We start from the raw sequence: 21,425 nt of genomic DNA, 5'->3' as shown, positions 1-21,425 counted from the left end.
GCTTAATTCTCTTTACCGGCTTTAAACAAAAAGTCCTTTTCTGCTTTTGAAAGACTTTCATAACCAGACTTGCTTATTTTATCTAGAATAGCATCAATCTTTTTTTGATGTGTCTTCTTATCGTAATCTAAGGTAGAATTAGTTTTATTACGGGTAGTACTTTTATTTTTATAAACCGTTTTCATTGGAGCCTTCTTCCCAGAACCTTTGAACAAATTTGCTATACTATCCATAAACTTCGAAAATCCAGACCCTATATCGTTTCCTTTCGTTAATTGACTAGCATATAAGTATCCTAAAAATGCCCCACCCAAATGCGCTAAATGTCCACCAGAGTTACTAATTGGTAATTGAATTAAATCGCTAAGTACTAACACTGCGCCAACCATCCAAAGCTTCACATTGAAAAATATGACCCTAACCTCTTGATTGGGCAAATAAGTACAAATAAATATCAAAACGGCACTAGCACCAGCCGAAGCTCCAATTAAAGATGCATTGACATCAAAAAAAGCAGGAAATATGTTATACCCTAGTACAAAGAATAAGCCACCTAAAATGACTCCTAGTACATATACATTCAAAAATCGTTTTACATCAAAGAGATTCAGAAATATTCGACCAACAAAATATATCATCAACATGTTCCAAAACAGATGACCTATACCTCCATGAAAAAATGAATAGGTAACAATAGACCAAGGCTGAAAAGCAATATCAACAATATCATTAGGCAATTCGAACCATTGAACAATGGCGTTTTTTTGTAAGCCAAGCAAGAATGGTATCAGGGCATTTACAATGAAAACCACTACATTCACCGCAATGATTTTCTCCGCAATGTTTAACCTACTAAATTGATATTTTAAATCTGGTTGAGCCATAGTTTAGTTCCACCTGTTTTTATTAAACTGATTTTTTTTCCAGTACCACATCATCAAGAATCCGAACAAGGCACCACCTACGTGTGCAAAATGCGCTATACCTTGTCCAAACAAACTGTACCCTGTAACTCCTGAAAACAAATCTAGACCAATTAAAACAGGTATAAAGAATTTTGCTTTGATAGGCACGGGAAGAAAAATAAGAAACAATTCGCTATTGGGGTAAGACATTCCAAATGCCACCAAAATACCATATATTGCTCCCGACGCACCAACCACAGGAGTATTAAAAGCACCTAAAAAATTATCAATCGTAGATTGACCTGCAATCTTATACCACTCTGTATTATACTGCCCACTGTTAATGATCTCTAGAATACTACTTTCAGAAATACCAGCATCTACCAAAGCACTCATTCCGGCATTATAGTAATAATAGTTTACACCAATATGAATTAAAGCTGCTCCTAAACCCGCTGAGATATAGAAAAATAAAAATTTATTTCTTCCCCACATTCGCTCTAATGGTGTACCGAAAGCCCATAATGCATACATATTAAAAAGTATATGCATAAAGCCACCATGCATGAACATATGTGTTATAATTTGCCAAAGCTCAAAGTGTTCGTTTTTTGGGAAATACAATGAAAACCACTCGTACATTTGCTCGCCATACATTTGTGTAGCAACAAAAAATAGAACGTTGATAATCAGTAAATGCTTAATAGTATCTGTAATTCTTCCCATTTATATAAATTTTCGTTCAATATCATTCTCTGTAAGCGTAATGTAAACTTTTTTGTTAAACGGACTCAATGTCGTTTCCTTACATGCAAAAAGGTCATTAACCAACTTCACTTGAGAAATCTCGTCTAAAGTTTCACCTGTTTTAACCGAGAGGGTTTTTGCCAACGTTTTTGCCAACATATCACTTTGAGAAAAACTATCACCAGGTACCTCTTGTTGAAAATCTGAAATCAGTTGCTCCATTATCATTTGAACCTCACTCTCAACAACTAAGACAGGAACACCAGAAATCTCTACTCCGTCTTCAGTAATTTCTCCGAATACAAAACCTACAGTACATAAATTCTCTTTAATCTCTTTTAAGATGTTAATTTCACTAGTAGAAAAAGATAAGGTCAACGGAAAAAGTAATTGCTGACTTACAGCTTCTTTTATGGTTATATTCTTTAAAAAATTCTCGTAAAGCACACGTTGGTGAGCTCTACTTTGATTTACGACCACCATACCAGATTTTATGGTCGTAATAATATACTTTTTACGCATTTGAAAAGTAGTAGTAAAATGATCTAACAACTCTTTTTCACCATCAAAAATACTACTATTGACAACCTCTGACTCAAACTCTAAATGACTAGCTCCACCATCAACAGTATTTTCTAAACCTACATATAGATTCTGCCAACCATCAACTTTTGGTTTGGAATAACTACCACCTCCAGAATTACTTTTTGAAGGTTTTACTGTCTCAAAAGGATTAAAAGAAGAATCTACCACCACCTGAGGTATACCTACCTGTTTGTTTTTATATGAATACGGAGTATCTAAATTTTGGTCTTGCTCAAAGTCTAAAGCAGGTACAACATTAAATTGACCCAGACTATGTTTTACAGTAGATTTAAGCATGGCATATAACGTATGCTCGTCATCAAACTTCACTTCTGTTTTCGTTGGGTGTATGTTTATATCAATTGTACCCGGATCAACCTCTAAATTCAAAAAATAACCAGGGTGTGTACCCGGTCGAATTAATCCTTCAAAAGCACCCAAAATAGCATGATGTAAATACGGACTCTTTATAAATCTATTATTAGCAAAGAAAAACTGTTCTCCCCTACTCTTTTTAGCAAATTCAGGTTTTTGAATATACCCTGAAATTCTTACTACGTGCGTTTCTTCTTCAACAGGTACAAGCTTCTCATCGGTCTTTCTACCAAAAATATGTACGATACGTTTTCTAAAATCGGTACATGGTAACTGAAATACATCGCTACCGTTATTATAAAAATTAAATGCCACCTGCGGATGTGCCAATGAAATTCTATGAAACTCATCTGCTATATGCCGATATTCAACTTGATCAGATTTTAAAAAATTACGTCTAGCAGGAATATTAAAAAATAGATTCTTTACTAACATTGAAGTTCCCTTTGGGGCAACAACAACTTCTTGAGTTACTATTTTGCTTCCTTCAATTTTAATTTTCGTACCAATCTCGTCATCTTCAGTTTTGGTAAGCATTTCTACATGTGCAATCGCCGCAATAGAAGCTAGTGCCTCTCCCCTAAAACCTTTTGTATTTAAATTGAAAAGATCTTCTGCTTTTTGAATTTTAGATGTTGCATGGCGTTCAAAACTCAATCGAGCATCGGTGCCGCTCATACCCTTACCATTATCAACGACCTGAATCAAGGTCTTACCGCCATCTTTTATAATAAGTTGAATTTCGGTGGCGCCGGCATCAATGGCATTCTCCATTAATTCTTTTACCACAGAAGATGGGCGTTGCACCACTTCACCAGCAGCAATTTGATTTGCTACATGGTCAGGTAATAATCTAATAATATCTGCCATTATGAAGTAAAGAAAATTGTGAGGTCAAAATCAATTATATAAAGAAAAATAAGAACCAATACCGCAATTATAATTACCATTCTAATCTTTAAGTTGCGATCTCCTTTTCTTTTAGAATCTTCTATAGCACTATTAATTTTTCTTTTTAATCCTCGAGATGTATTTAACGTACTACGAAATTGGTCGAATTTAGGTTCCATTTTAAACGGATTCCCTTTTCCTTTGCCATCATAATACCTAGGATTGTATTCAAATGACCTATTTTTTCTTAACCGAGTTATTTTGTTCAACATCCCCATAACACCAAAGTTACTTAAAATAGAAAAATAGGGCATGTTACCAATGCCAAAATTTGTTAACATCTTACGATACTAACCTAACACTCTAAAACTTATAAGAAAATAGAATTATTGAAAAGGTTACTAATTACCTAAAACTGCCATTTTAATAGCAGCAATAGCTGCTTCAGTACCTTTATTACCGTGCTTACCACCACTACGTTCAATGGCTTGCTGCATGTTATTATCTGTAAGTACACAAAATATAACAGGCACATTGGTTGTAATATTCAAGTCTTTTATACCTTGGGCAGTAGCATCACATACAAAATCGAAATGCTTGGTCTCCCCTTGTATAACGCTACCAATAGCAATTACGGCATCAACCTTATGCATATTGATCATTTTCTTTGAACCAAATGTAAGTTCAAAACTACCCGGAACATTCCAACGGATAATATCAGATTCTTGAGCTCCGCAATCAATTAATGCATTAAAAGCACCAGAAAACAATCCTTCCGTTATTTCTGAATTCCATTCTGAAACAACAATCCCAAACCGAAGTCCGTTCGCGTTTGGGATTGTTGCCTTATCGTAAGACGATAAATTTTTATTTACTGTAGCCATTACTCACCACTTTTAGCCATACCTATAAAAGCATCTATAGAATTGGCATTTTCTGATTTTGGAAACTCGTCTTTTATTTTTTGAAAAAAGCCTAAAGCCTTATCCTTATCTCCCATTTCTAAAGCAGTAATACCAGCTTTATATAAAAACTTAGGAGCAGTATAGTCGTTACCACTATGTTTTACAGCTGCCTCATAATAACCTAAAGCATCTGAAGCTTGGTCTAATTGCATAAAAGCATCACCCAAACCACCTTTTGCCAAAGCACCTAAAACAGCATCGTCAGAGCTAAAATCTTCTAAATACGTAATAGCCTCTTGGTAGTTGTTCATATTCAAATATGACATACCTGCACCGTAATTTGCAAGGTTAGCAGCTTTAGTACCATTATATTCTTCAATGATATCTAAAAAACCGTATTTTCCTTCAGCACCTTCCAATGCCAATGTAAACAATGAATCTTTTGCATTTGTCGCAACCAAAGCTTGGTCAAAATATTGTTGTGGATAGTACATCTCATTTGCTGCACTAGCCTCTTTCGGCTTTTCTACAAATTGGTCATAAGCTAAATAGCCCAAAACACTGATAGCAATAACACCAATGGCACCTAAAATGAAATTCTGATTCTTAGAAACCCACTCTTCTGATCTAGAAGCTCCTTCATCTAAAGAACTAAAAACCTCAGCCGTTGTGCTTTCCTGTTCGTCAAATTCTTGCTGTTCAGCTTTTGTTTCAGGTTTATATCCTCTTTTCTTATATGTTGCCATCTGTAAATTTATTGGTCGCGCAAAAATAATGGTTTTATTGAAATCGCAAAGTGTATTTATTCGTTATTTTTGGATATTTTAAGCGAGTACACATTCTTCCAAATCTAAAATCCGATTTTATTAATGCTGCTGAGACAATTATCATTGATCAATTACAAAAATTTTGAGTCAAAAGAACTGACTTTCGATGCTAAAATTAATTGTATTGTAGGTGATAACGGAATTGGAAAAACAAATATTCTCGACGCTATCTATCACTTATCATTCGGCAAGAGTTATTTTAACCCGGTATCATCTCAAAACATTCGTCACGGATCAGATTTCTTTGTAATCGATGGCACATTTGAAAAAGAAGGTAGGGAAGAAAAAATTGTCTGCAGCTTAAAAAAGAACAATAAGAAGATTATTAAACGTAACGGAAAAGCTTATGACCGCTTTGCCGACCACATAGGTCTTCTACCCTTAGTAATAATTTCTCCTGCAGATAGAGACCTTATTATTGAAGGCAGCGACACCCGAAGAAAATTTATTGACGGTGTAATTTCTCAATCAGACAAAAGCTATTTACAAAACCTCATCAATTACAATAAAGTGGTTTCTCAAAGAAATGCATTATTAAAGTATTTCGCTGCGAACAGAACATTTAACAAAGATACTTTAGCCGTATATAACGAGCAGATGAATACGTATGGCACAAAAATCTTTAAAAAAAGGACTTCTTTCTTAGAAGCTTTCATTCCTATTTTTCAAGAACAGTATAAATCTATCACGGGAAATACAGAAGATGTCTCCCTTTCTTACGATAGTAAGTTGAAAGATTATGATTTGCTTACACTATTAAACAAGAACTTAGACAAAGACCGTGCATTACAATATACCAGTGTTGGTATACATAAAGATGACCTTAGCTTTGAAATTAGCGACCACCCAATTAAAAAATTTGGTAGTCAAGGACAGCAGAAATCTTTTTTGATAGCTTTAAAATTCGCACAGTTTCATTTTATGAAATCGCAAAGTGGTACTACGCCGATATTAATTTTAGATGATATTTTTGATAAGCTGGATGAGCATCGTGTATCTCATATTATAACTTTGGTAAATGATGAAAATTTCGGACAAATTTTTATTAGTGACACCCATGCGGACCGAACCGAAAGTGTTGTTAAAAAAATTCATCAATCGTATAAAATCTTTAAATTGTAATGATGAAAAAATTACTGATTATTTGCTTCTTAATTCTTGCTTCTTGTAATTCTAAAGTTGATAAGAATCAATTACATCTATTAAATGGTTACTGGGAAATTAAAGAGGTTACCTTTAAAGACGGAGCAAAAAAAGAGTATTCAATTAATAGTACGGTAGATTATATACAGCTAGATTCTTTATCAGGTTTTAGAAAAAAAGTAGACCCAAAATTCAATGGCACTTTTGAAACCTCTAATGATGCCGAGCCTTTTCAAATTAGAATATCGAACGATTCTATTTTTATGAGTTACACCAATAATTCGAATACTTGGGAAGAGGTATTGACAAAACTAACAGAAGAAAGTTTCTCGGTAAAAAACAAAGAAGGACTCACCTACGAATATAACAGATTTGAACCTATAAATATAACCCCATAATGGCAAGCAGAGGCAACGATAATACTTCAATGAAAGATGCACTTTCTGCATTTATTCAAAAGAATAAACTGGAAAAAGGAATAGACAAAGTTGATGCAAGAGCTGCATGGGCGAAACTTATGGGTAACGGCGTAAATAATTATACTACAGAAATTGAATTAAAGTTCAATACACTTTATGTGTCATTAAGCTCTTCTGTATTACGCGAAGAATTAAGCTTAGGCAAAACAAAAATAATACGCATGCTCAATGAAGAAATCGGGAAAGAAGTCGTAAAAAAATTAGTGCTTAGATAGTTATTGGCTGTTGGCTGTTGGCTGTTGGCTGTTGGCTGTTGGCTGTTGGCTGTTGGCTGTTGGCTGTTGGCTGTTGGCTGTTGGAAAATACTATATATAAAAAATGCTAGCTCAAAAGAGCTGGCATTTTTTATATTTAAACAATTTAACTTAGTAAATTTCTCTACCAGAAAAATGGAATGAACCTTCAATAGCTGCATTCTCATCACTATCAGAACCATGTACTGCATTTTCGCCAATACTAGTAGCAAACATTTTACGAATAGTACCTTCAGCTGCATCTGCAGGATTGGTAGCACCGATCAATGCTCTAAAATCTTCAACAGCATTTTCTTTTTCTAAGATAGCAGCGACAATTGTACCGCTAGTCATGAATTCAACTAATTCTCCAAAGAAAGGACGCTCTCTATGTACTCCATAAAACTCCTGTGCATCTCTTAAGCTCAATTGTGTATATTTCATCGCTACGATTTTAAAACCAGCAGCAGTAATTTTTTCTAAAATAGCCCCAATATGTCCGTTTTTAACGGCATCTGGTTTAATCATTGTAAACGTTCTATTCGTACTCATATCTTAATTTTTGCGCAAAAATACGTTTTTCCACATATCTCACAACTATTCGTAGACTTGTTCTAATTTCTCTAACACTATTCCGTTATCTCCAACTATTTTAAAATCAACCTTTTTGGCGGTAAAATCAAACTCTAATATTCCGAAACTTTCTGTAAATACAACTTCGCCTATTCTATATTTATTAGGCTCACCGGTAAAACCTTTATAAGCATGTGTTAACCCACTACTGGTAAAATCAATTAAAGGATAGTCCATACCAGCTATTTCTCTTTTTGAAAATTCAGAAATATGTCGATCACCAGATAATATAACAACACCTTTGGCTTTAGATTTCGCTATAATCGTTGCAAATTTATCAACCTCATGAGGAAAATTTCCCCAAGCTTCAAATCCGTGCTCATCAGACAAATATTGAATACTGCTGACAATAATATTAAAATCTGATTTTGAAGTATTCAATTCATTCTGTAACCATTGCCATTGCACCTGCCCCAATAATGTACCCTCTCCATATTCGTTAGGTTTTATTCTTTTTTTTGTTTCTGTGTCGGGTGTTAATTGTGTTCTAAAATATCGGGTATCTAGTATGATAATGTTTATCGAATGATTTCCAACATCATATTTCTTAGCATTATAAACTCCTTTTCGCTTTCGTAACGGACTATTTTCCGGTACATTCATAAAATTCAAAAACTCTTGCTGACTAGTGTCTTTAGCTTCAAATTCTACTCCGCCATCATTTAATCCATAATCATGATCATCCCAAGTACCTAAAATATCTGTTGTTTCTGCTAGTTTTTTATATCCCGTTTGTTCTTTCTGCTTATTGTACATTGCTCTTAAAGCAGCCATGTCGTCGGTATCGGCATAAATATTATCGCCGCCCCATACCCAAACATCAGGCTCGGTATTCAAAATATCATCCCATAAAAGATTAGGTAAATCAATTCTATTACAAGAACCAAAAGCCAAGGTAAAATCGGATTTGGCAGTTTCATTCTCAACGGATTTTTTACTCGAAGAGCACCCCACCAATAATAATGTAGCGACGAAAAAGTATGTAGTTTTCATATGAGATAGTTAAGTCTGGGTAAAATTAAGGCTTTCGCTTTAAAGCCTATATTATTAAATTGTATCTTTGCCGCCATGAATTTAGAGCACCTAAACGAGCTTAAAAAGCTACTTTCTTCACCAAAGAAAATAGCGATTATACCACATAAGAATCCTGATGGAGATGCCATTGGATCAACATTGGCACTTTGGCATTATTTGGTTAATACTGGTCATAAGGCTAGTATTGTTGCGCCAAATGACTATCCGAAGTTTTTAAAATGGATGCCAGGCTCAGACCAAATCTTGAATTTTGAAAAAGAAAATTCACAATCCAAATCTTGCATTAATAATGCTGATATCATTTTTACCTTAGACTTTAATCACTTAGGTCGTGTTGGTCAGATGAGCGAGATACTAGAATCGGCAAAGGCAACTTTTGTTATGGTTGACCATCACCAAGAGCCATCAGATTACGCTAAGATTATGTACTCAGATGTAAAAATGAGCTCTACTTGCGAAATGGTGTATGTACTGATCAACCAATTAGGTAATGAAAACAGTATTACCCCAGAAATGGCCAACTGTATTTACACCGGTATTATGACTGACACCGGTTCTTTCAAGTTCGCAGCGACTACAAGTAATACGCATAGAGTTATTGCTGACCTTATGGATAAAGGTGCTGAAGGAACAGAAATTCATCACCGCATATATGACACTAATTCTCCGAGTAGACTACATTTATTAGGTTGCGCATTGAAGAATATGGTCATCTTAGAAGAGTATTCGACGGCATACATAACCATGAGTCAAGACGAATTAGACACCTATAACTATCAAAAAGGAGATACAGAAGGTTTTGTAAACTACGGCCTAACCTTAGATGGCATTAAGTTTGCCGTAATATTCATAGAAAACAGAGAAGAAGGTATCTATAAAATTTCTTTTAGATCAGTCGGCGAGTTTTCGGTAAATGATTTTGCAAGAAAGCATTTTAACGGTGGCGGACATACAAATGCCGCAGGCGGAAAAAGTGATGATAATTTAGAAGAAACCATTACAAAATTTACTTCTTTACTACCTTTATATAAGAATCAATTACAATCATGAGATTAGTTTCATTTTTATTTTTAGTCATCTTGGTCATCAGTTGCGATGGTCCTGAACCTAGAAAACCAATCCAAACAAAAAGCGGGAGTTTTTTTAAGGCATCTATTGAAAGAAGCCGCAAACTACTTGAAGCAGAAGAAAATAAAATTCAAGAAATTATAAAGCTAGATTCTTTAAAACACTACTCGCACAGTAATTCTGGATCTTGGTATCATTATTTAAACGTAAACGAAGAAAGCGATTATACGCCTAAATCAGATGATTTAGTAGCATTTAGCTATGATATATTAACTTTAGATAACGACACAATCTACTCTAAAGAAGAAATTGGTGTTGTTACTTACAAAGTTGATAAGCAAGAACTGTTTTTAGGCCTTAGGGATGCCGTTAAGATGTTAAAAGAAAATGAAAGAGCTACGTTTCTTTTCCCATCATCGATTGCATTTGGCTACCATGGCGATGAAAACAAAATAGGAAGTAATGTTCCTATAAAATCAACAATTACAATTTTACAAATAGAAAAACAACAAGACAATACAGTAAATTAAAATGACCATTATGATTAAAAAAATGTACTTGCTTGCAGTTATAGGCTTAGTTTTAGCCAGCTGTAAAACCAGTAAAAGAGCTGATTTAGGAGACGGTTTGTTTGCCGACATCAAAACATCTAAAGGCGATATTATTGTTCGGTTAGAGCAAGATAAAACTCCCGTTACAGTTGCCAACTTTATTTCTTTGGCCGAAGGAACAAATACTTTCGTTAGCGAAGAATACAAAGGCAAAAAATATTATGACGGACTAACATTTCACAGAATTATGAAGGATTTTATGATTCAAGGTGGAGATCCATTAGGACAAGGAACCGGAAACCCTGGTTACAAGTTCATGGACGAATTCAATGATTCTTTAGTACATGATAAAAAAGGTATTCTTTCAATGGCAAACTCTGGCCCTACAACTAACGGTAGCCAGTTTTTCATCACACATAAAGAAACGCCTTGGCTAAACAACAAGCACACCGTTTTTGGTGAAGTTGTAGAAGGTATGGATGTAGTTGATTCCATTGCAAATGTTGCAGTAGGCGCAGGCAACAAACCTGTAGAACCAGTTTTAATGAATACCGTAGAAATCATTAGAAACGGTAAAGAAGCACGTAAGTTCGATGCTGTTAAAATAATGACCGATTATTTTGATGGTGAAGAAGATAGACTTGCAGCTATTGAAAAAGAAAAAGCTGAAAAATTAGCTGAAGTTCAAAAAATAAAAGCTGAATTTGCTTCTTCCACCGAAGCTCAAAAAGCAAAAGCTCAGACTTTACCTTCTGGTCTTAAAGTTTTAACTTTAGAAAGCGGTTCTGGTGACAAACCAAAAGTTGGTCAAAAAGTAAATGTAATGTATGCTGGTTATTTAATGGACGGTACTTTATTTGACAGTAATTATAAAGAGATTGCAGAGAAGTATGGTGTTTTTGATTGGAACAGAGAACAAGGAGGCGGTTATATGCCAGTACCAATGGACTATTCTCCTGAATCTCGTTTAATTGCAGGGTTTAGAGAGGGACTTCTAACAATGAAAGTTGGTGATAAAGTTCGTTTGTTCATTCCTTCTCATTTAGGATATGGTCCACAAGGTGGCGGTCCAATCCCCCCAGATGCAGATTTGATTTTTGACTTAGAAATTACAGGTATTTCTGAATAGTATAACTATACAAAACTATAATCGTTAACCTTTTAAATTAGAACTCTTATGTTTAAACCATTTAGGGTTACGATTATAGTTTTTCTTTTCTTTAGTATTTTTCTTTCCTGCGGCACTAGCAATAATGACAACACTAATCCAGTAACTGTCACAGAAAATACTGCAGAAGAAACACCCACAACCCCAACTACTCCCACAGCTCCAAATTCAGATGATACCGTGGTATCATTACACGGGCAGCTACACATAGAAGGCAACAAAATACTTGACAAAAATGGCAAGGAGGTTCAACTTCGAGGTATGTCATTTTTCTGGAGCCAATGGATCGGAGAATACTACACCCCAGAAACTGTAGCATGGTTAAAAGATGATTGGCAATGTACCATTGTACGAGCTGCTATGGGAGTAGAAGATTCAGAAGGCTACATAACAAATCCTGAGACCGAAAAAGAAAAAGTATTTACTGTAATAGATGCTGCAATCGCAGAAGGTATATATGTTATTGTAGATTGGCATAGTCACCATGCAGAAGATTATGAAGCGCAAGCAAAAGCCTTTTTTACTGAAGTTGCACAGAAGTACGGCAATCAACCGAACATCATTTATGAAATTTACAATGAACCATTAAATGTATCATGGAACACTATTTTAAAACCCTATCATGAGAGTGTAATCGCTGAAATTAGAAAATACGACCCAGATAATATTGTAGTTTGTGGCACAAGAAACTGGTCGCAAAATGTAGATGATGTCATAGGTAATAAAATTGAAGATGATAATGTTGCCTACACCTTACACTATTATGCTACCACACATAGACAAGAATTACGAGATACCGCTCAAGAAGCATTAGATAACAACATTCCCATCTTTGCTACTGAATTCGGAACTACAGATGCTTCTGGTGATGGCTATATTGATGTTGACGAAGCTAATACTTGGTGGGCTTTCTTAGACGAGAACAAAATATCATGGTGTAACTGGTCTATAGCCAATAAAGAAGAAAGTTCAGCTGCCCTTTTACCTGACGCCAGTTTTACCGGAGGATGGAATACTAGCGATTTAACGCAAAGCGGATTAATGGTGCGAGAAGAGTTAAAAAGCAAAAATCCCCAGTTTTAACTAGGGATTCTTTAGTACAAAATTTTATTTTTTAATCTAATTCGTGTTCTTCAATATCTCTAAAAGTAATTTCCAAAATTTCTGAACAGATGAAATACTTACACGCTCATCTGGTGAATGAGCTCCAAGTATAGTAGGTCCGAAACTTACCATATCTACATCAGGATAATTTTGACCAAAAATACCACATTCCAAACCTGCATGACAAGCAACAACCCTTGGCTGTTCTTTAAACAAATCAATATAGGTAGATTTAGCCACAGTTAAAATTTCAGAATTCGGATTCGGATTCCACCCAGGGTACGAACCACTAAGTTCAACATCAAAACCACTGATCTCAAAAGCCGAACGTAAAGAATTCGCTAAATCTAACTTCGCAGTATCAACCGATGAACGAGTTAAACAACCAATAGTTATTTCTCCTTTGTCTACTTTTACAATTGCTATATTATTCGAAGTTTCTACCAAATCATCGATAGCACCACTCATAGCATACACTCCGTTTTGCGCCGCATAAACAGCTTTAATCAATTTTTCTTGAGCTCCAAGTCCCATTACTTTTTTAGCAGGCTTTACATCTACTAATTCAATTTGTAAATTCGGTTCTTGAACACTCAACTCCGCTTTAATTGCTTCAGAAAGCTTATTGACTTTCTTTAAAAATTGATCGGCGTGCTTTCTACCAACATTTAATTTACAGACACTTTCTCTTGGTATCGCATTTCTTAAACTGCCACCGTTCAATGAACTAATACGAACATTGTATTCAAGACCTAAGAAAAGTATTCGATTCATAATTTTATTGGCATTACCTAAACCTTTATGAATATCCATACCACTATGACCACCCTTTAAACCTTTTACGGTAATCTCCATACCGGCATCACCATGCGTACCATCTTTTTCATTATAGGTTCTTTTTGCCGTAACATCAATACCACCTGCACAACCTATATCAATTTCGTCATCTTCTTCGGTATCTAAATTCAAAAGAATTTCACCTTGTAGAACACCTGCTTTTAATTCAAATGCTCCCGTCATACCCGTTTCTTCGTCAATAGTGAATAAGGCTTCAAGAGCAGGATGAGGAATATCAGTACTCTCTAAAAGAGCCATAATTGCAGCTACACCCATACCATTATCGGCACCTAACGTAGTTCCTCTAGCTTTCACCCAATCTTCATCAACATACATTTCTATACCTTGTGCATCAAAATCAAATACGGTATCTGCATTTTTTTGGTGCACCATATCTAAATGACTTTGCAGCGTTATCATTTTCTTAGCCTCCATACCTTTGGTCGGAGGCTTTCTAATAATAACATTACCTATTTCATCAGAAAAAGTTTCTAGACCAAGATCATTACCAAATTCCAACATAAATCTAATTACCCTTTCCTCTTTTTTAGAAGGCCTAGGTACCGCGTTCAATCTTGAAAAATTCTTCCAAACAGCCGTTGGCTCCAATTTATTAATTTCCATACTTTTTTTTTCACGGTTAGTGCTTGCAAAAATACTGATAGAAAAAGGATTTCGCTATTTTTGAGATAATGAAGATATCTTTTAAGAATGCCATTGCAATTTCATTGATTCCCCAAATCATCATTGTAAAATGGCTAGGTAAGCGTACCGATATAGTTGAGGAATATTACAGCAACGCATTATACCCTGTAATTTCAAAATTCTTTAGACTCCTGTTTGGATGGGTACCTTTCTCAGTAGGCGATATTATTTACTTTATTCTTCTACTGCTCGTACTTATATATGTAATTAAAAACCGAAAATATATTTGGCGCCATAAACTTCAGTTTTTACAGAATATAGCCATGGTTCTCTCTGTTGTATATTTTACATTTCATGTAATGTGGGGCATGAATTATTATCGGGAACCGCTGTCAAAAAAGTTAGCGTTAGTACCGAATAAAGACTACCAAGATCTATTAGAATTTACAGAACGGTTAATTCTCAAAACCAACGAATCACAATTTACAATTACCAAAGACTCTAGTGTAGCCGTTAAAATTCCGTATTCACAAAAGGAAATTTTCAAGAAAACTATTGAAGGCTATGATCAATTAAAAACCATACATCCGTTTTTGGCTTACGATAGACCAAGTATAAAAAAATCATTATTCAGCACAGGATTAACATATATGGGCTACGCCGGATATTTAAATCCGTTTACCAACGAAGCTCAAGTTAATGGCCTACTGCCTAACTTTAGATTCCCTTTTGTTGCCGGTCACGAAGTTGGGCATCAGTTAGGTTACTCCGCCGAAAACGAAACAAACTTTATTGGTTACCTGGTAACATCGAATAATGAAGATGTATATTTTAAATATGCTGCTTACGCCTATGCTTTAGGTTATTGTTTAAGTGATATAAGAAGAGCAAATACAGATGATTTTGATAGATTAATGCTACTCTTAAATTCTGGGGTAAAAAGTAATTTTCAAGAAATGTCAATTTTTTGGAATTCTTATGAAAACCCGATGGAACCGGTATTTAAATCAATATTCGATACATTTCTAAAAGCCAACAATCAATCTGAAGGTATACGAAGCTACAATGCAGTTGTACTATTTTTAGTCGCTTACCATAAAGACCATCCTCTTTAAAATAAGTTTAGAACTTCGTAATCTTAGGGCATTCTAACCACCCTTCTTATAATATTTTAAGAAAATACTAACTATTCGTAATTACCGTACACTCAAGTGTTAAACAAAAGTGAAATAGACTGAATTTACTACAGAATCCGAGTATTTTTAAAACACTAATTCAAACCAAACGTAATGAAAAAACTAATTTTTGCGCTATGCCTACTCGGGTATGGCTCATTTTTAACTGCACAAGATTATTTTCCAGAAAACGCTGGGGTTAAAGTCAACAATAACAACTACACGGCTTTTACAAATGCAAAAATCTTTGTAACCCCTACACAAGTAATCGAAAAAGGAACATTATTAATTCAACATGGTAAGGTGGTCAGTGCTTCAAGCTCTGTTAGCATTCCGAAAAATGCTGTTGTAATAGATGTAGAAGGCAAATCTATTTATCCATCTTTTATTGATGTGTATTCAAAATTCGGAGTAGAACAAGCAAAAAAGAAATCAGGTAGAGGAAGATCAGCCCAATACGAACCATCTAGAGAAGGCTACTACTGGAACGATCATATTATGCCCGAAAATAGGGCTATTGAAAAATTTACCTATGATGACAAAGAAGCCAAAGTATTGCGTGAAGCTGGTTTTGGTGTCGTTAACTCTCACATTCAAGATGGTATTGCTAGAGGTACAGGTGTTCTTATTGCATTAAACGGTAATGGCACCAATGCAAACAGAATTCTAGATGATCGTTCTGCACAGTATTTTTCATTGAGTAGAAGTATTACCAAAGGGCAATCTTACCCAGGTTCTTTAATGGGAACATTGGCTTTGTTAAGACAAATGTATAGCGATGCAGATTGGTACGCCAAAGGGAATGCAACAACTACAGACCTTTCATTAGAAGCATTGAATGCAAATAAAAATTTAGTACAAATTTTCGAAGCTAAAGATAAATCTCATGACCTACGTGTAGATAAAATTGGTGACGCAAACGGAATACAATACACTATATTAGGTGGTGGAAATGAATTTGAGCGTATAGAAGAAATAAAAGGGACAAATGCTAAGTATATAATACCATTAGATTTCCCTGATGCATATGATGTTTCTAATCCGTATGCTGAAGGTTATATTTCTTTACAAGACATGCGCTATTGGAATCAAGCTCCTTCCAATCCAAAAGTATTGGCCGATAACGGAGTACAGTTTTCACTTACTACACATGACTTAAAATCTGCCGCTAAATTCAAAGAAAAGTTGATGAGAGCCATAGAATACGGACTTTCAACTACCAAAGCGCTAGAAGCATTGACTACGGTACCTGCTCAGATACTGGAAAAATCAAACGAAATAGGTTCCTTAAAATCTGGAGCGCTTGCCAATTTCTTAATCACTTCCGGTGATGTTTTTGATAAGTCTACCACGCTTTATGAAAATTGGGTTCAAGGCACAAAAAGTGTTGTTAATTCTATGGATAAAAAAGACATTCGTGGTGATTACAATCTAACCGTACAAGGAAAATTGTATGATGTTTCTATAACTGGAGAAATCTCTAAACCTAAAATTGAGGTAAAGCAAGATACTACAAAGCTTAGTTCCAAAATTATTTATGACGATAATTGGGTAACACTTTCATTTGCTACAGATAAAGGTGAAAAAACATATAGAATGATAGGTGCCGTTACTAAAGCATCAGACAACTTAACTGGTCGTTTGGTATTACCCAACGGTACAGAATCACATTTTACCGCAACAAAATCCAAATCGTTTACCGAAAAAGAAGCTGAGAAAAAAGCAAAAGAAGATACGGTCAAAGTTATGCCGGTAACCTTCCCTAATGTAGGGTACGGATTCGCATCAAAACCAAAAGCACAAAATACATTATTTAAAAATGCTACCGTGTGGACAAGTGAAGATGCTGGTATTTTAGAAAATACCGATGTATTGGTTAAAAACGGAAAAATTGTAAAAATAGGAAAAGACCTAAGTGCCGGTGGCGCAACCGTTATTGATGCTACCGGTAAACACTTAACCGCAGGTATTATAGACGAACATAGTCATATTGCGGCTTTAGCAGTAAATGAAGCTGGGTCAAATAGTACCGCAGAAGTAAAAATGGAAGATGTAGTAGACCCCGAGCATATGGGAATTTACCGTTCTCTTGCAGGTGGAGTTACCTCTTTACAATTATTGCATGGTTCTGCGAACCCAATTGGTGGTAGATCGGCTATTTTGAAATTAAAATGGGGAGAAGAAGCAGACGGATTAATTTATGACAACTCGCCAAAGTTCATAAAATTCGCCCTTGGTGAAAACGTAAAACAAAGTAACTGGGGTAGTTTCTCTCGTTTTCCACAAACACGTATGGGTGTAGAGCAGTTGTATATGAACTACTTTCAAAGAGCAAAGGAATATGACACCAAAAAGAAAAACGGCGAGCCTTATCGTTATGATGAGGAAATGGAAGTACTGGCAGAGATAATTAATGGAGAGCGTTTTATTTCTTGTCACTCTTATGTACAGAGCGAGATTAACATGATGATGAAAGTTGCCGAGCATTTCGGATTCCGAATCAACACGTTTACCCACATATTAGAAGGTTATAAAGTAGCCGACAAAATGGCTGAACACGGTGTTGGTGCAGGTACGTTCAGTGACTGGTGGGCATACAAATTTGAAGTAAACGATGCTATACCTTACAATGCTGCAATAATGCAAAAGCAAGGTGTTATAACGGCAATTAATAGTGATGACCGCGAGATGATCAGAAGATTAAACCAAGAAGCTGCCAAAACTATTAAGTATGGCGGCATGACAGAATTGGAAGCTTGGAAAATGGTGACCATAAACCCTGCTAAATTACTACACTTAGATAATCGTGTAGGTAGTATTAAAGAAGGTAAAGATGCAGATTTAGTATTATGGTCTGGTAGTCCGCTTTCAATATACTCCAAAGCTGAAAAAACTATGATTGAAGGGGTTACTTATTTCGATCTGGAAATCGATAAGAAAAACCGCGAAACCATTAAAAAAGAAAGAAACGAGTTGGTTACGATGATGCTTAAGGAAAAAAGCGGCGGTAAAAAGACGCAAGGTCCGAAACAAAGTGTAAAAAGAGATTTCACTTGTGAAAGTCTTTAATTCTACAAGCTAAAGTTCAAAAATATAAAACAATACAAATGAAAAAATTTATAACCCTAATCATCGCCATAGTAGTTATACCAGCTATGGCGCAACAAACGCCCGGTTCTAAACAAGCCGAAGCCATTACCATTGAAGGTGCTACCGCACACTTAGGTAACGGTGAAGTAATTGAGAGTTCTCTAATTATGTTCGAAGACGGAAAAATCACTTTCGTGGGCGATTCTAATATGAAAATTGCCCGAAAAGGTAAAGTAATAGACGCTACAGGAAAACATGTATACCCAGGTTTCATTGCTCCTGCAAAGACATTGGGGCTGGTAGAGATAGATGCTGTTAGAGCTTCTAAAGACGAAGATGAAATAGGAGATTTCATTCCTCATGTAAGAAGTTTAATTGCTTATAATGCAGAATCTAAAGTTGTAGAAAGTATGCGCCCTAACGGAGTTTTAATTTCTCAAATTGCACCGACTGGTGGTCGTATTTCAGGTACATCAAGTATAGTACAGTTCGATGCATGGAATTGGGAAGATGCAGCTATCAAGGTAGATGATGGCGTTCACTTAAATTGGCCAACTACTTTCAAGCAAGGTCGTTGGTGGGCAGGTGAAGAACCAGGATATCATCCAAACAAAGATTACAGTGATCAAATTGAAGAGGTAACTACATTCTTTAAAAATGCGGCGGCATATGGCAAATCTAATCCAAAAGAGGTGAACCCTGCATTTGCCGCAATGCAAGGTATATTTGATGGTAGTCAAAAACTGTATGTTCATGCCGATGATGAAAAACAAATAATCGATGCTATTAATACTTTAAAAAGCAATGGTGCAAAAGAAGTGGTGTTAATAGGTGGTTACCATGCATACAAAATCCCTGAATTTTTAAAAAGTAACAACATTCCTGTTTTAGTGCAATACACACATAACTTACCTGTTTTTGATGATGACGATTATGACCTACCTTACAAACTACCAAAATTATTGGTAGATGCAGGTTTATTAGTAGGGATACAAAATTCTGATGCAGAAAACTTTCAAACTAGAAACCTACCCTTCTACGCAGGTCAAGCTGCACAACAAGGATTGGACAAAGAAGTCGCCGTTCAATTGTTAACCGGAAACACTGCTAAAATTTTAGGCATTGATGATCTTTATGGTACTTTAGAAAATGGTAAGAGTGCAACACTTTTCATTTCTGAAGGTGATGCCCTTGACATGGCAGGCAATCAATTAACACATGTATTTATAGATGGCAGAACCGTGTCATTAGAAACACACCAAACCGAGATTTGGAAACGTTACATGAACAAATACGAAGGAAAGTAGTACGTTTATGTTACTTATAAAAAGAGGCTGTCTAAAAATTTAGACAGCCTCTTTTTATTTGCAGATATGTGTACTTATTTCTTGCCAAGCATATAGCCTATATATGCCATAGGCATGTAAGCCACTATTATATCTAATGCCGTAAACCACATTGGTCCGCCAAGCATTGCAATATTTGCAGTACCGCCGATCAAGAAAAATAAGCCAATGATTAAAGCCATTAGCATTTTTCTTGTTGCGGCTATTTTAGTAGCAACAAAAGCTCCAACAAGGGTTCCCAAAGCATGGGCAAGAAAAGGAAAAATAAAATGTTTAGGCTCAAATAAATGCATGGTAGCCTTTAACCCTTCCATTGTCGTTATATCTCCACCTTCTGGTGGCGGAATTATAGAACCACTTATCATAATAATTCCCATATTTACGATGCTACCAACAACTACTCCTGCTACGACAGCCAAAATATTCTTTACCACTGGATTCATATAGAAAAATTTAATTGATTACTACCTGGTCTTTACAAAAGGTACAACCTCGCCTACTTCATAATCCATATCCCTTGGTTCTAAGCAAATAAATCCGTCTGCTTTTGCCAAACTGGTTAAATCTCCCGAGCCGTTTTCAACAACAGGAGTTGCCCAAATCACACCTTCTTTTTCTGCCGTAACAACCTGTATAAATCTGGTCAATGGTTGCTTTATATTAATTGTTACACCTAGCTTAATATACGATTTATCTATTGAAATTCCCCATGAGTTTTGTAACCACGGTAAAAAATAGAGATGATAATTGGCAAATGTAGAAACAGGATTTCCTGGAAAAGAAAAAACAACCGTCTTCATTTTAGGGTGAATTCCGAACCAAAATGGCTTACCAGGTCTTTGTAATACTCTATGAAAAACCTTCTCAACACCCAATGTTTCCATTACATCTGGAATAAAATCAAACTTCCCTTTAGATACACCACCACTTAACAAAAGCACATCATTTTCAGTTAAAGCTTTCTTTAATTCATTTTGAATGATGGATTTATCATCTAACAAATGAAGCGAACTGGCTTCAATTTTAGAGTCCAATAATGCGGACTCAATTGTCAGCATATTCGATTTTCTTATTTGATGTGGTTTTGGAATTTCATTAACCTCAACCAATTCATTGCCTGTAGCTATGGTACAAATTTTAGGATTAGCCATCACTTTTACAGTTGACTTTCCCACTGTAGCCATTACTCCTATTTCTGCGGGACTAATTTTTTTTCCTTTGGTTAATAGAAGCGCACCAACTTTTTCATCACTACCCTTATAATGTATATTCTGACCTTTTGTAACCTTCTCATTGATAGTTACCTTATTATCTTCAATAGTAATATGTTCATACATGATAACGGCATCACAATACTCTGGTACTACGGCACCCGTCATCACTTCCAAGCAATTACTTTTATCTTTTAAAACTTGCTGAACTACACCAGCGGCAGCGATACCTTCAATACTAAAAGAATGACCATTATTTGCAAAATCAGAAAATTGAATTGCTATACCATCTTTGGTAGCGCGATCAAAGGGAGGAAAATCTCTATCGGCATAAATATCTTCAGCCAATATTCTATTTAAACTACTTAAAAGTGGAACATTCTCCGTTCCTAAATCTAGAGGATGTTCCAACACTTTTTGGTATGCTTCTTTAAATGTAATCATGGAATTAAAGGTAAAACTATTATAAATT

21 protein-coding genes are annotated in these 21,425 nt (G+C 35.4%); 10 read left to right on the top strand and 11 right to left on the bottom strand.

The window, feature by feature from the left end:
* Window positions 1-2: 2 nt before the first annotated feature.
* Genes DFQ03_RS12920 through DFQ03_RS12895 form a run of 6 tightly spaced genes read right to left on the bottom strand, consistent with a single transcriptional unit; the run spans window position 3 to window position 5,154 of the window.
* Entirely contained in the window at window positions 3-884 is an 882-nt protein-coding gene (locus tag DFQ03_RS12920; protein ID WP_133673601.1) for a rhomboid family intramembrane serine protease, read from the bottom strand.
* A gap of 3 nt (window positions 885-887) precedes the next feature.
* Entirely contained in the window at window positions 888-1,631 is a 744-nt protein-coding gene (locus tag DFQ03_RS12915; protein WP_133673600.1) for a rhomboid family intramembrane serine protease, read from the bottom strand.
* Complete coding sequence (gene mutL, locus DFQ03_RS12910; RefSeq protein WP_133673599.1) at window positions 1,632-3,482, bottom strand: DNA mismatch repair endonuclease MutL; 1,851 nt, start codon at window positions 3,480-3,482, stop codon at window positions 1,632-1,634.
* Window positions 3,482-3,844: a riboflavin synthase subunit beta gene (locus DFQ03_RS12905; RefSeq protein WP_317128181.1), complete on the bottom strand. Its 363-nt coding sequence runs from the start codon at window positions 3,842-3,844 to the stop codon at window positions 3,482-3,484. The genes mutL and DFQ03_RS12905 overlap by 1 nt, the downstream gene beginning before the upstream one ends.
* Before the next feature lie 60 nt (window positions 3,845-3,904).
* On the bottom strand, window positions 3,905-4,387 hold the full coding sequence (gene ribH, locus DFQ03_RS12900) for a 6,7-dimethyl-8-ribityllumazine synthase (protein ID WP_133673598.1): 483 nt from the start codon (window positions 4,385-4,387) through the stop codon (window positions 3,905-3,907).
* Window positions 4,387-5,154: a tetratricopeptide repeat protein gene (locus DFQ03_RS12895; protein ID WP_133673597.1), complete on the bottom strand. Its 768-nt coding sequence runs from the start codon at window positions 5,152-5,154 to the stop codon at window positions 4,387-4,389. The genes ribH and DFQ03_RS12895 overlap by 1 nt, the downstream gene beginning before the upstream one ends.
* Window positions 5,155-5,277: 123 nt before the next feature.
* Here DFQ03_RS12895 and recF point away from each other — a divergent pair, with 123 nt between their 5' ends.
* Genes recF through DFQ03_RS12880 form a run of 3 tightly spaced genes read left to right on the top strand, consistent with a single transcriptional unit; the run spans window position 5,278 to window position 7,072 of the window.
* The gene (recF, locus tag DFQ03_RS12890) at window positions 5,278-6,357 is read left to right on the top strand and encodes a DNA replication/repair protein RecF (protein ID WP_133673596.1); all 1,080 of its coding nucleotides are present in this window, start codon (window positions 5,278-5,280) and stop codon (window positions 6,355-6,357) included.
* A 2-nt stretch (window positions 6,358-6,359) separates the two neighbouring features.
* On the top strand, window positions 6,360-6,776 hold the full coding sequence (locus tag DFQ03_RS12885; protein WP_133673595.1) for a lipocalin family protein: 417 nt from the start codon (window positions 6,360-6,362) through the stop codon (window positions 6,774-6,776).
* Window positions 6,776-7,072 carry a DUF721 domain-containing protein gene (locus DFQ03_RS12880; RefSeq protein ID WP_133673594.1) on the top strand — a complete coding sequence of 99 codons (297 nt, stop codon included), beginning with the start codon at window positions 6,776-6,778 and terminating at the stop codon, window positions 7,070-7,072. Before DFQ03_RS12885 ends, DFQ03_RS12880 begins: the two co-directional genes overlap by 1 nt.
* 150 nt (window positions 7,073-7,222) lie before the next feature.
* Here DFQ03_RS12880 and DFQ03_RS12870 read toward each other — a convergent pair whose 3' ends face one another.
* Together DFQ03_RS12870 and DFQ03_RS12865 are read right to left on the bottom strand one after the other, a co-directional pair.
* The gene (locus DFQ03_RS12870) at window positions 7,223-7,642 is read right to left on the bottom strand and encodes a nucleoside-diphosphate kinase (RefSeq protein ID WP_036153417.1); all 420 of its coding nucleotides are present in this window, start codon (window positions 7,640-7,642) and stop codon (window positions 7,223-7,225) included.
* A gap of 45 nt (window positions 7,643-7,687) precedes the next feature.
* Window positions 7,688-8,716, bottom strand: a complete 1,029-nt coding sequence (locus DFQ03_RS12865; protein WP_133673592.1) for an alkaline phosphatase D family protein — start codon at window positions 8,714-8,716, stop codon at window positions 7,688-7,690.
* Window positions 8,717-8,791: 75 nt separating this feature from the next.
* On the opposite strand from DFQ03_RS12865, the gene DFQ03_RS12860 reads away from it, so the two are divergent.
* The 4 genes from DFQ03_RS12860 to DFQ03_RS12845 are packed head-to-tail and all read left to right on the top strand — an operon-like array spanning window position 8,792 to window position 12,628.
* A complete protein-coding gene (locus DFQ03_RS12860; RefSeq protein WP_133673591.1) occupies window positions 8,792-9,808 on the top strand; it encodes a DHH family phosphoesterase in 1,017 nt (338 codons plus the stop codon).
* Complete coding sequence (gldI, locus tag DFQ03_RS12855; protein WP_133673590.1) at window positions 9,805-10,356, top strand: gliding motility-associated peptidyl-prolyl isomerase GldI; 552 nt, start codon at window positions 9,805-9,807, stop codon at window positions 10,354-10,356. The genes DFQ03_RS12860 and gldI overlap by 4 nt, the downstream gene beginning before the upstream one ends.
* A 10-nt stretch (window positions 10,357-10,366) precedes the next feature.
* The gene (locus tag DFQ03_RS12850; protein ID WP_166637472.1) at window positions 10,367-11,506 is read left to right on the top strand and encodes a peptidylprolyl isomerase; all 1,140 of its coding nucleotides are present in this window, start codon (window positions 10,367-10,369) and stop codon (window positions 11,504-11,506) included.
* A gap of 48 nt (window positions 11,507-11,554) precedes the next feature.
* Complete coding sequence (locus DFQ03_RS12845) at window positions 11,555-12,628, top strand: glycoside hydrolase family 5 protein (protein WP_133673589.1); 1,074 nt, start codon at window positions 11,555-11,557, stop codon at window positions 12,626-12,628.
* 36 nt (window positions 12,629-12,664) lie between these two features.
* Here DFQ03_RS12845 and DFQ03_RS12840 read toward each other — a convergent pair whose 3' ends face one another.
* Window positions 12,665-14,110, bottom strand: a complete 1,446-nt coding sequence (locus tag DFQ03_RS12840; protein WP_133673588.1) for an aminoacyl-histidine dipeptidase — start codon at window positions 14,108-14,110, stop codon at window positions 12,665-12,667.
* Between the two features lie 68 nt (window positions 14,111-14,178).
* Between DFQ03_RS12840 and DFQ03_RS12835 the strand changes: the two genes are divergently transcribed.
* The 3 genes from DFQ03_RS12835 to DFQ03_RS12825 all read left to right on the top strand — a co-directional run bounded on the left by DFQ03_RS12835 (window position 14,179) and on the right by DFQ03_RS12825 (window position 19,703).
* Window positions 14,179-15,246, top strand: coding sequence for a DUF3810 domain-containing protein (locus tag DFQ03_RS12835; RefSeq protein WP_133673587.1), 1,068 nt, complete (start codon window positions 14,179-14,181; stop codon window positions 15,244-15,246).
* 174 nt (window positions 15,247-15,420) lie between these two features.
* Entirely contained in the window at window positions 15,421-18,375 is a 2,955-nt protein-coding gene (locus tag DFQ03_RS12830; protein WP_133673586.1) for an amidohydrolase family protein, read from the top strand.
* A gap of 38 nt (window positions 18,376-18,413) precedes the next feature.
* On the top strand, window positions 18,414-19,703 hold the full coding sequence (locus DFQ03_RS12825; protein WP_133673585.1) for an amidohydrolase family protein: 1,290 nt from the start codon (window positions 18,414-18,416) through the stop codon (window positions 19,701-19,703).
* 74 nt (window positions 19,704-19,777) lie between these two features.
* On the opposite strand, the gene DFQ03_RS12820 is transcribed toward DFQ03_RS12825, so the two are convergent.
* A complete protein-coding gene (locus tag DFQ03_RS12820) occupies window positions 19,778-20,185 on the bottom strand; it encodes a hypothetical protein (protein ID WP_133673584.1) in 408 nt (135 codons plus the stop codon).
* A 21-nt stretch (window positions 20,186-20,206) separates the two neighbouring features.
* Window positions 20,207-21,397, bottom strand: coding sequence for a molybdopterin molybdotransferase MoeA (locus DFQ03_RS12815; protein WP_133673583.1), 1,191 nt, complete (start codon window positions 21,395-21,397; stop codon window positions 20,207-20,209).
* Window positions 21,398-21,425: the final 28 nt, after the last annotated feature.

Origin of the sequence: Maribacter caenipelagi (genome assembly GCF_004364175.1) — a bacterium.
In the GTDB taxonomy this organism is placed as follows: domain Bacteria; phylum Bacteroidota; class Bacteroidia; order Flavobacteriales; family Flavobacteriaceae; genus Maribacter; species Maribacter caenipelagi.
The sequence above is the reverse complement of the archived record's forward strand: the minus strand, read 5'-3'. Positions and strand labels throughout refer to the sequence as shown.

Coding starts and splice junctions, on each gene's coding strand:
- DFQ03_RS12920 (WP_133673601.1), bottom strand. CDS start 884: ATGGCTCAACCAGATTTAAAATATCAATTTAGTAGGTTAAACATTGCG.
- DFQ03_RS12915 (WP_133673600.1), bottom strand. CDS start 1,631: ATGGGAAGAATTACAGATACTATTAAGCATTTACTGATTATCAACGTT.
- mutL (WP_133673599.1), bottom strand. CDS start 3,482: ATGGCAGATATTATTAGATTATTACCTGACCATGTAGCAAATCAAATT.
- DFQ03_RS12905 (WP_317128181.1), bottom strand. CDS start 3,844: ATGTTAACAAATTTTGGCATTGGTAACATGCCCTATTTTTCTATTTTA.
- ribH (WP_133673598.1), bottom strand. CDS start 4,387: ATGGCTACAGTAAATAAAAATTTATCGTCTTACGATAAGGCAACAATC.
- DFQ03_RS12895 (WP_133673597.1), bottom strand. CDS start 5,154: ATGGCAACATATAAGAAAAGAGGATATAAACCTGAAACAAAAGCTGAA.
- recF (WP_133673596.1), top strand. CDS start 5,278: ATGCTGCTGAGACAATTATCATTGATCAATTACAAAAATTTTGAGTCA.
- DFQ03_RS12885 (WP_133673595.1), top strand. CDS start 6,360: ATGAAAAAATTACTGATTATTTGCTTCTTAATTCTTGCTTCTTGTAAT.
- DFQ03_RS12880 (WP_133673594.1), top strand. CDS start 6,776: ATGGCAAGCAGAGGCAACGATAATACTTCAATGAAAGATGCACTTTCT.
- DFQ03_RS12870 (WP_036153417.1), bottom strand. CDS start 7,642: ATGAGTACGAATAGAACGTTTACAATGATTAAACCAGATGCCGTTAAA.
- DFQ03_RS12865 (WP_133673592.1), bottom strand. CDS start 8,716: ATGAAAACTACATACTTTTTCGTCGCTACATTATTATTGGTGGGGTGC.
- DFQ03_RS12860 (WP_133673591.1), top strand. CDS start 8,792: ATGAATTTAGAGCACCTAAACGAGCTTAAAAAGCTACTTTCTTCACCA.
- gldI (WP_133673590.1), top strand. CDS start 9,805: ATGAGATTAGTTTCATTTTTATTTTTAGTCATCTTGGTCATCAGTTGC.
- DFQ03_RS12850 (WP_166637472.1), top strand. CDS start 10,367: ATGATTAAAAAAATGTACTTGCTTGCAGTTATAGGCTTAGTTTTAGCC.
- DFQ03_RS12845 (WP_133673589.1), top strand. CDS start 11,555: ATGTTTAAACCATTTAGGGTTACGATTATAGTTTTTCTTTTCTTTAGT.
- DFQ03_RS12840 (WP_133673588.1), bottom strand. CDS start 14,110: ATGGAAATTAATAAATTGGAGCCAACGGCTGTTTGGAAGAATTTTTCA.
- DFQ03_RS12835 (WP_133673587.1), top strand. CDS start 14,179: ATGAAGATATCTTTTAAGAATGCCATTGCAATTTCATTGATTCCCCAA.
- DFQ03_RS12830 (WP_133673586.1), top strand. CDS start 15,421: ATGAAAAAACTAATTTTTGCGCTATGCCTACTCGGGTATGGCTCATTT.
- DFQ03_RS12825 (WP_133673585.1), top strand. CDS start 18,414: ATGAAAAAATTTATAACCCTAATCATCGCCATAGTAGTTATACCAGCT.
- DFQ03_RS12820 (WP_133673584.1), bottom strand. CDS start 20,185: ATGAATCCAGTGGTAAAGAATATTTTGGCTGTCGTAGCAGGAGTAGTT.
- DFQ03_RS12815 (WP_133673583.1), bottom strand. CDS start 21,397: ATGATTACATTTAAAGAAGCATACCAAAAAGTGTTGGAACATCCTCTA.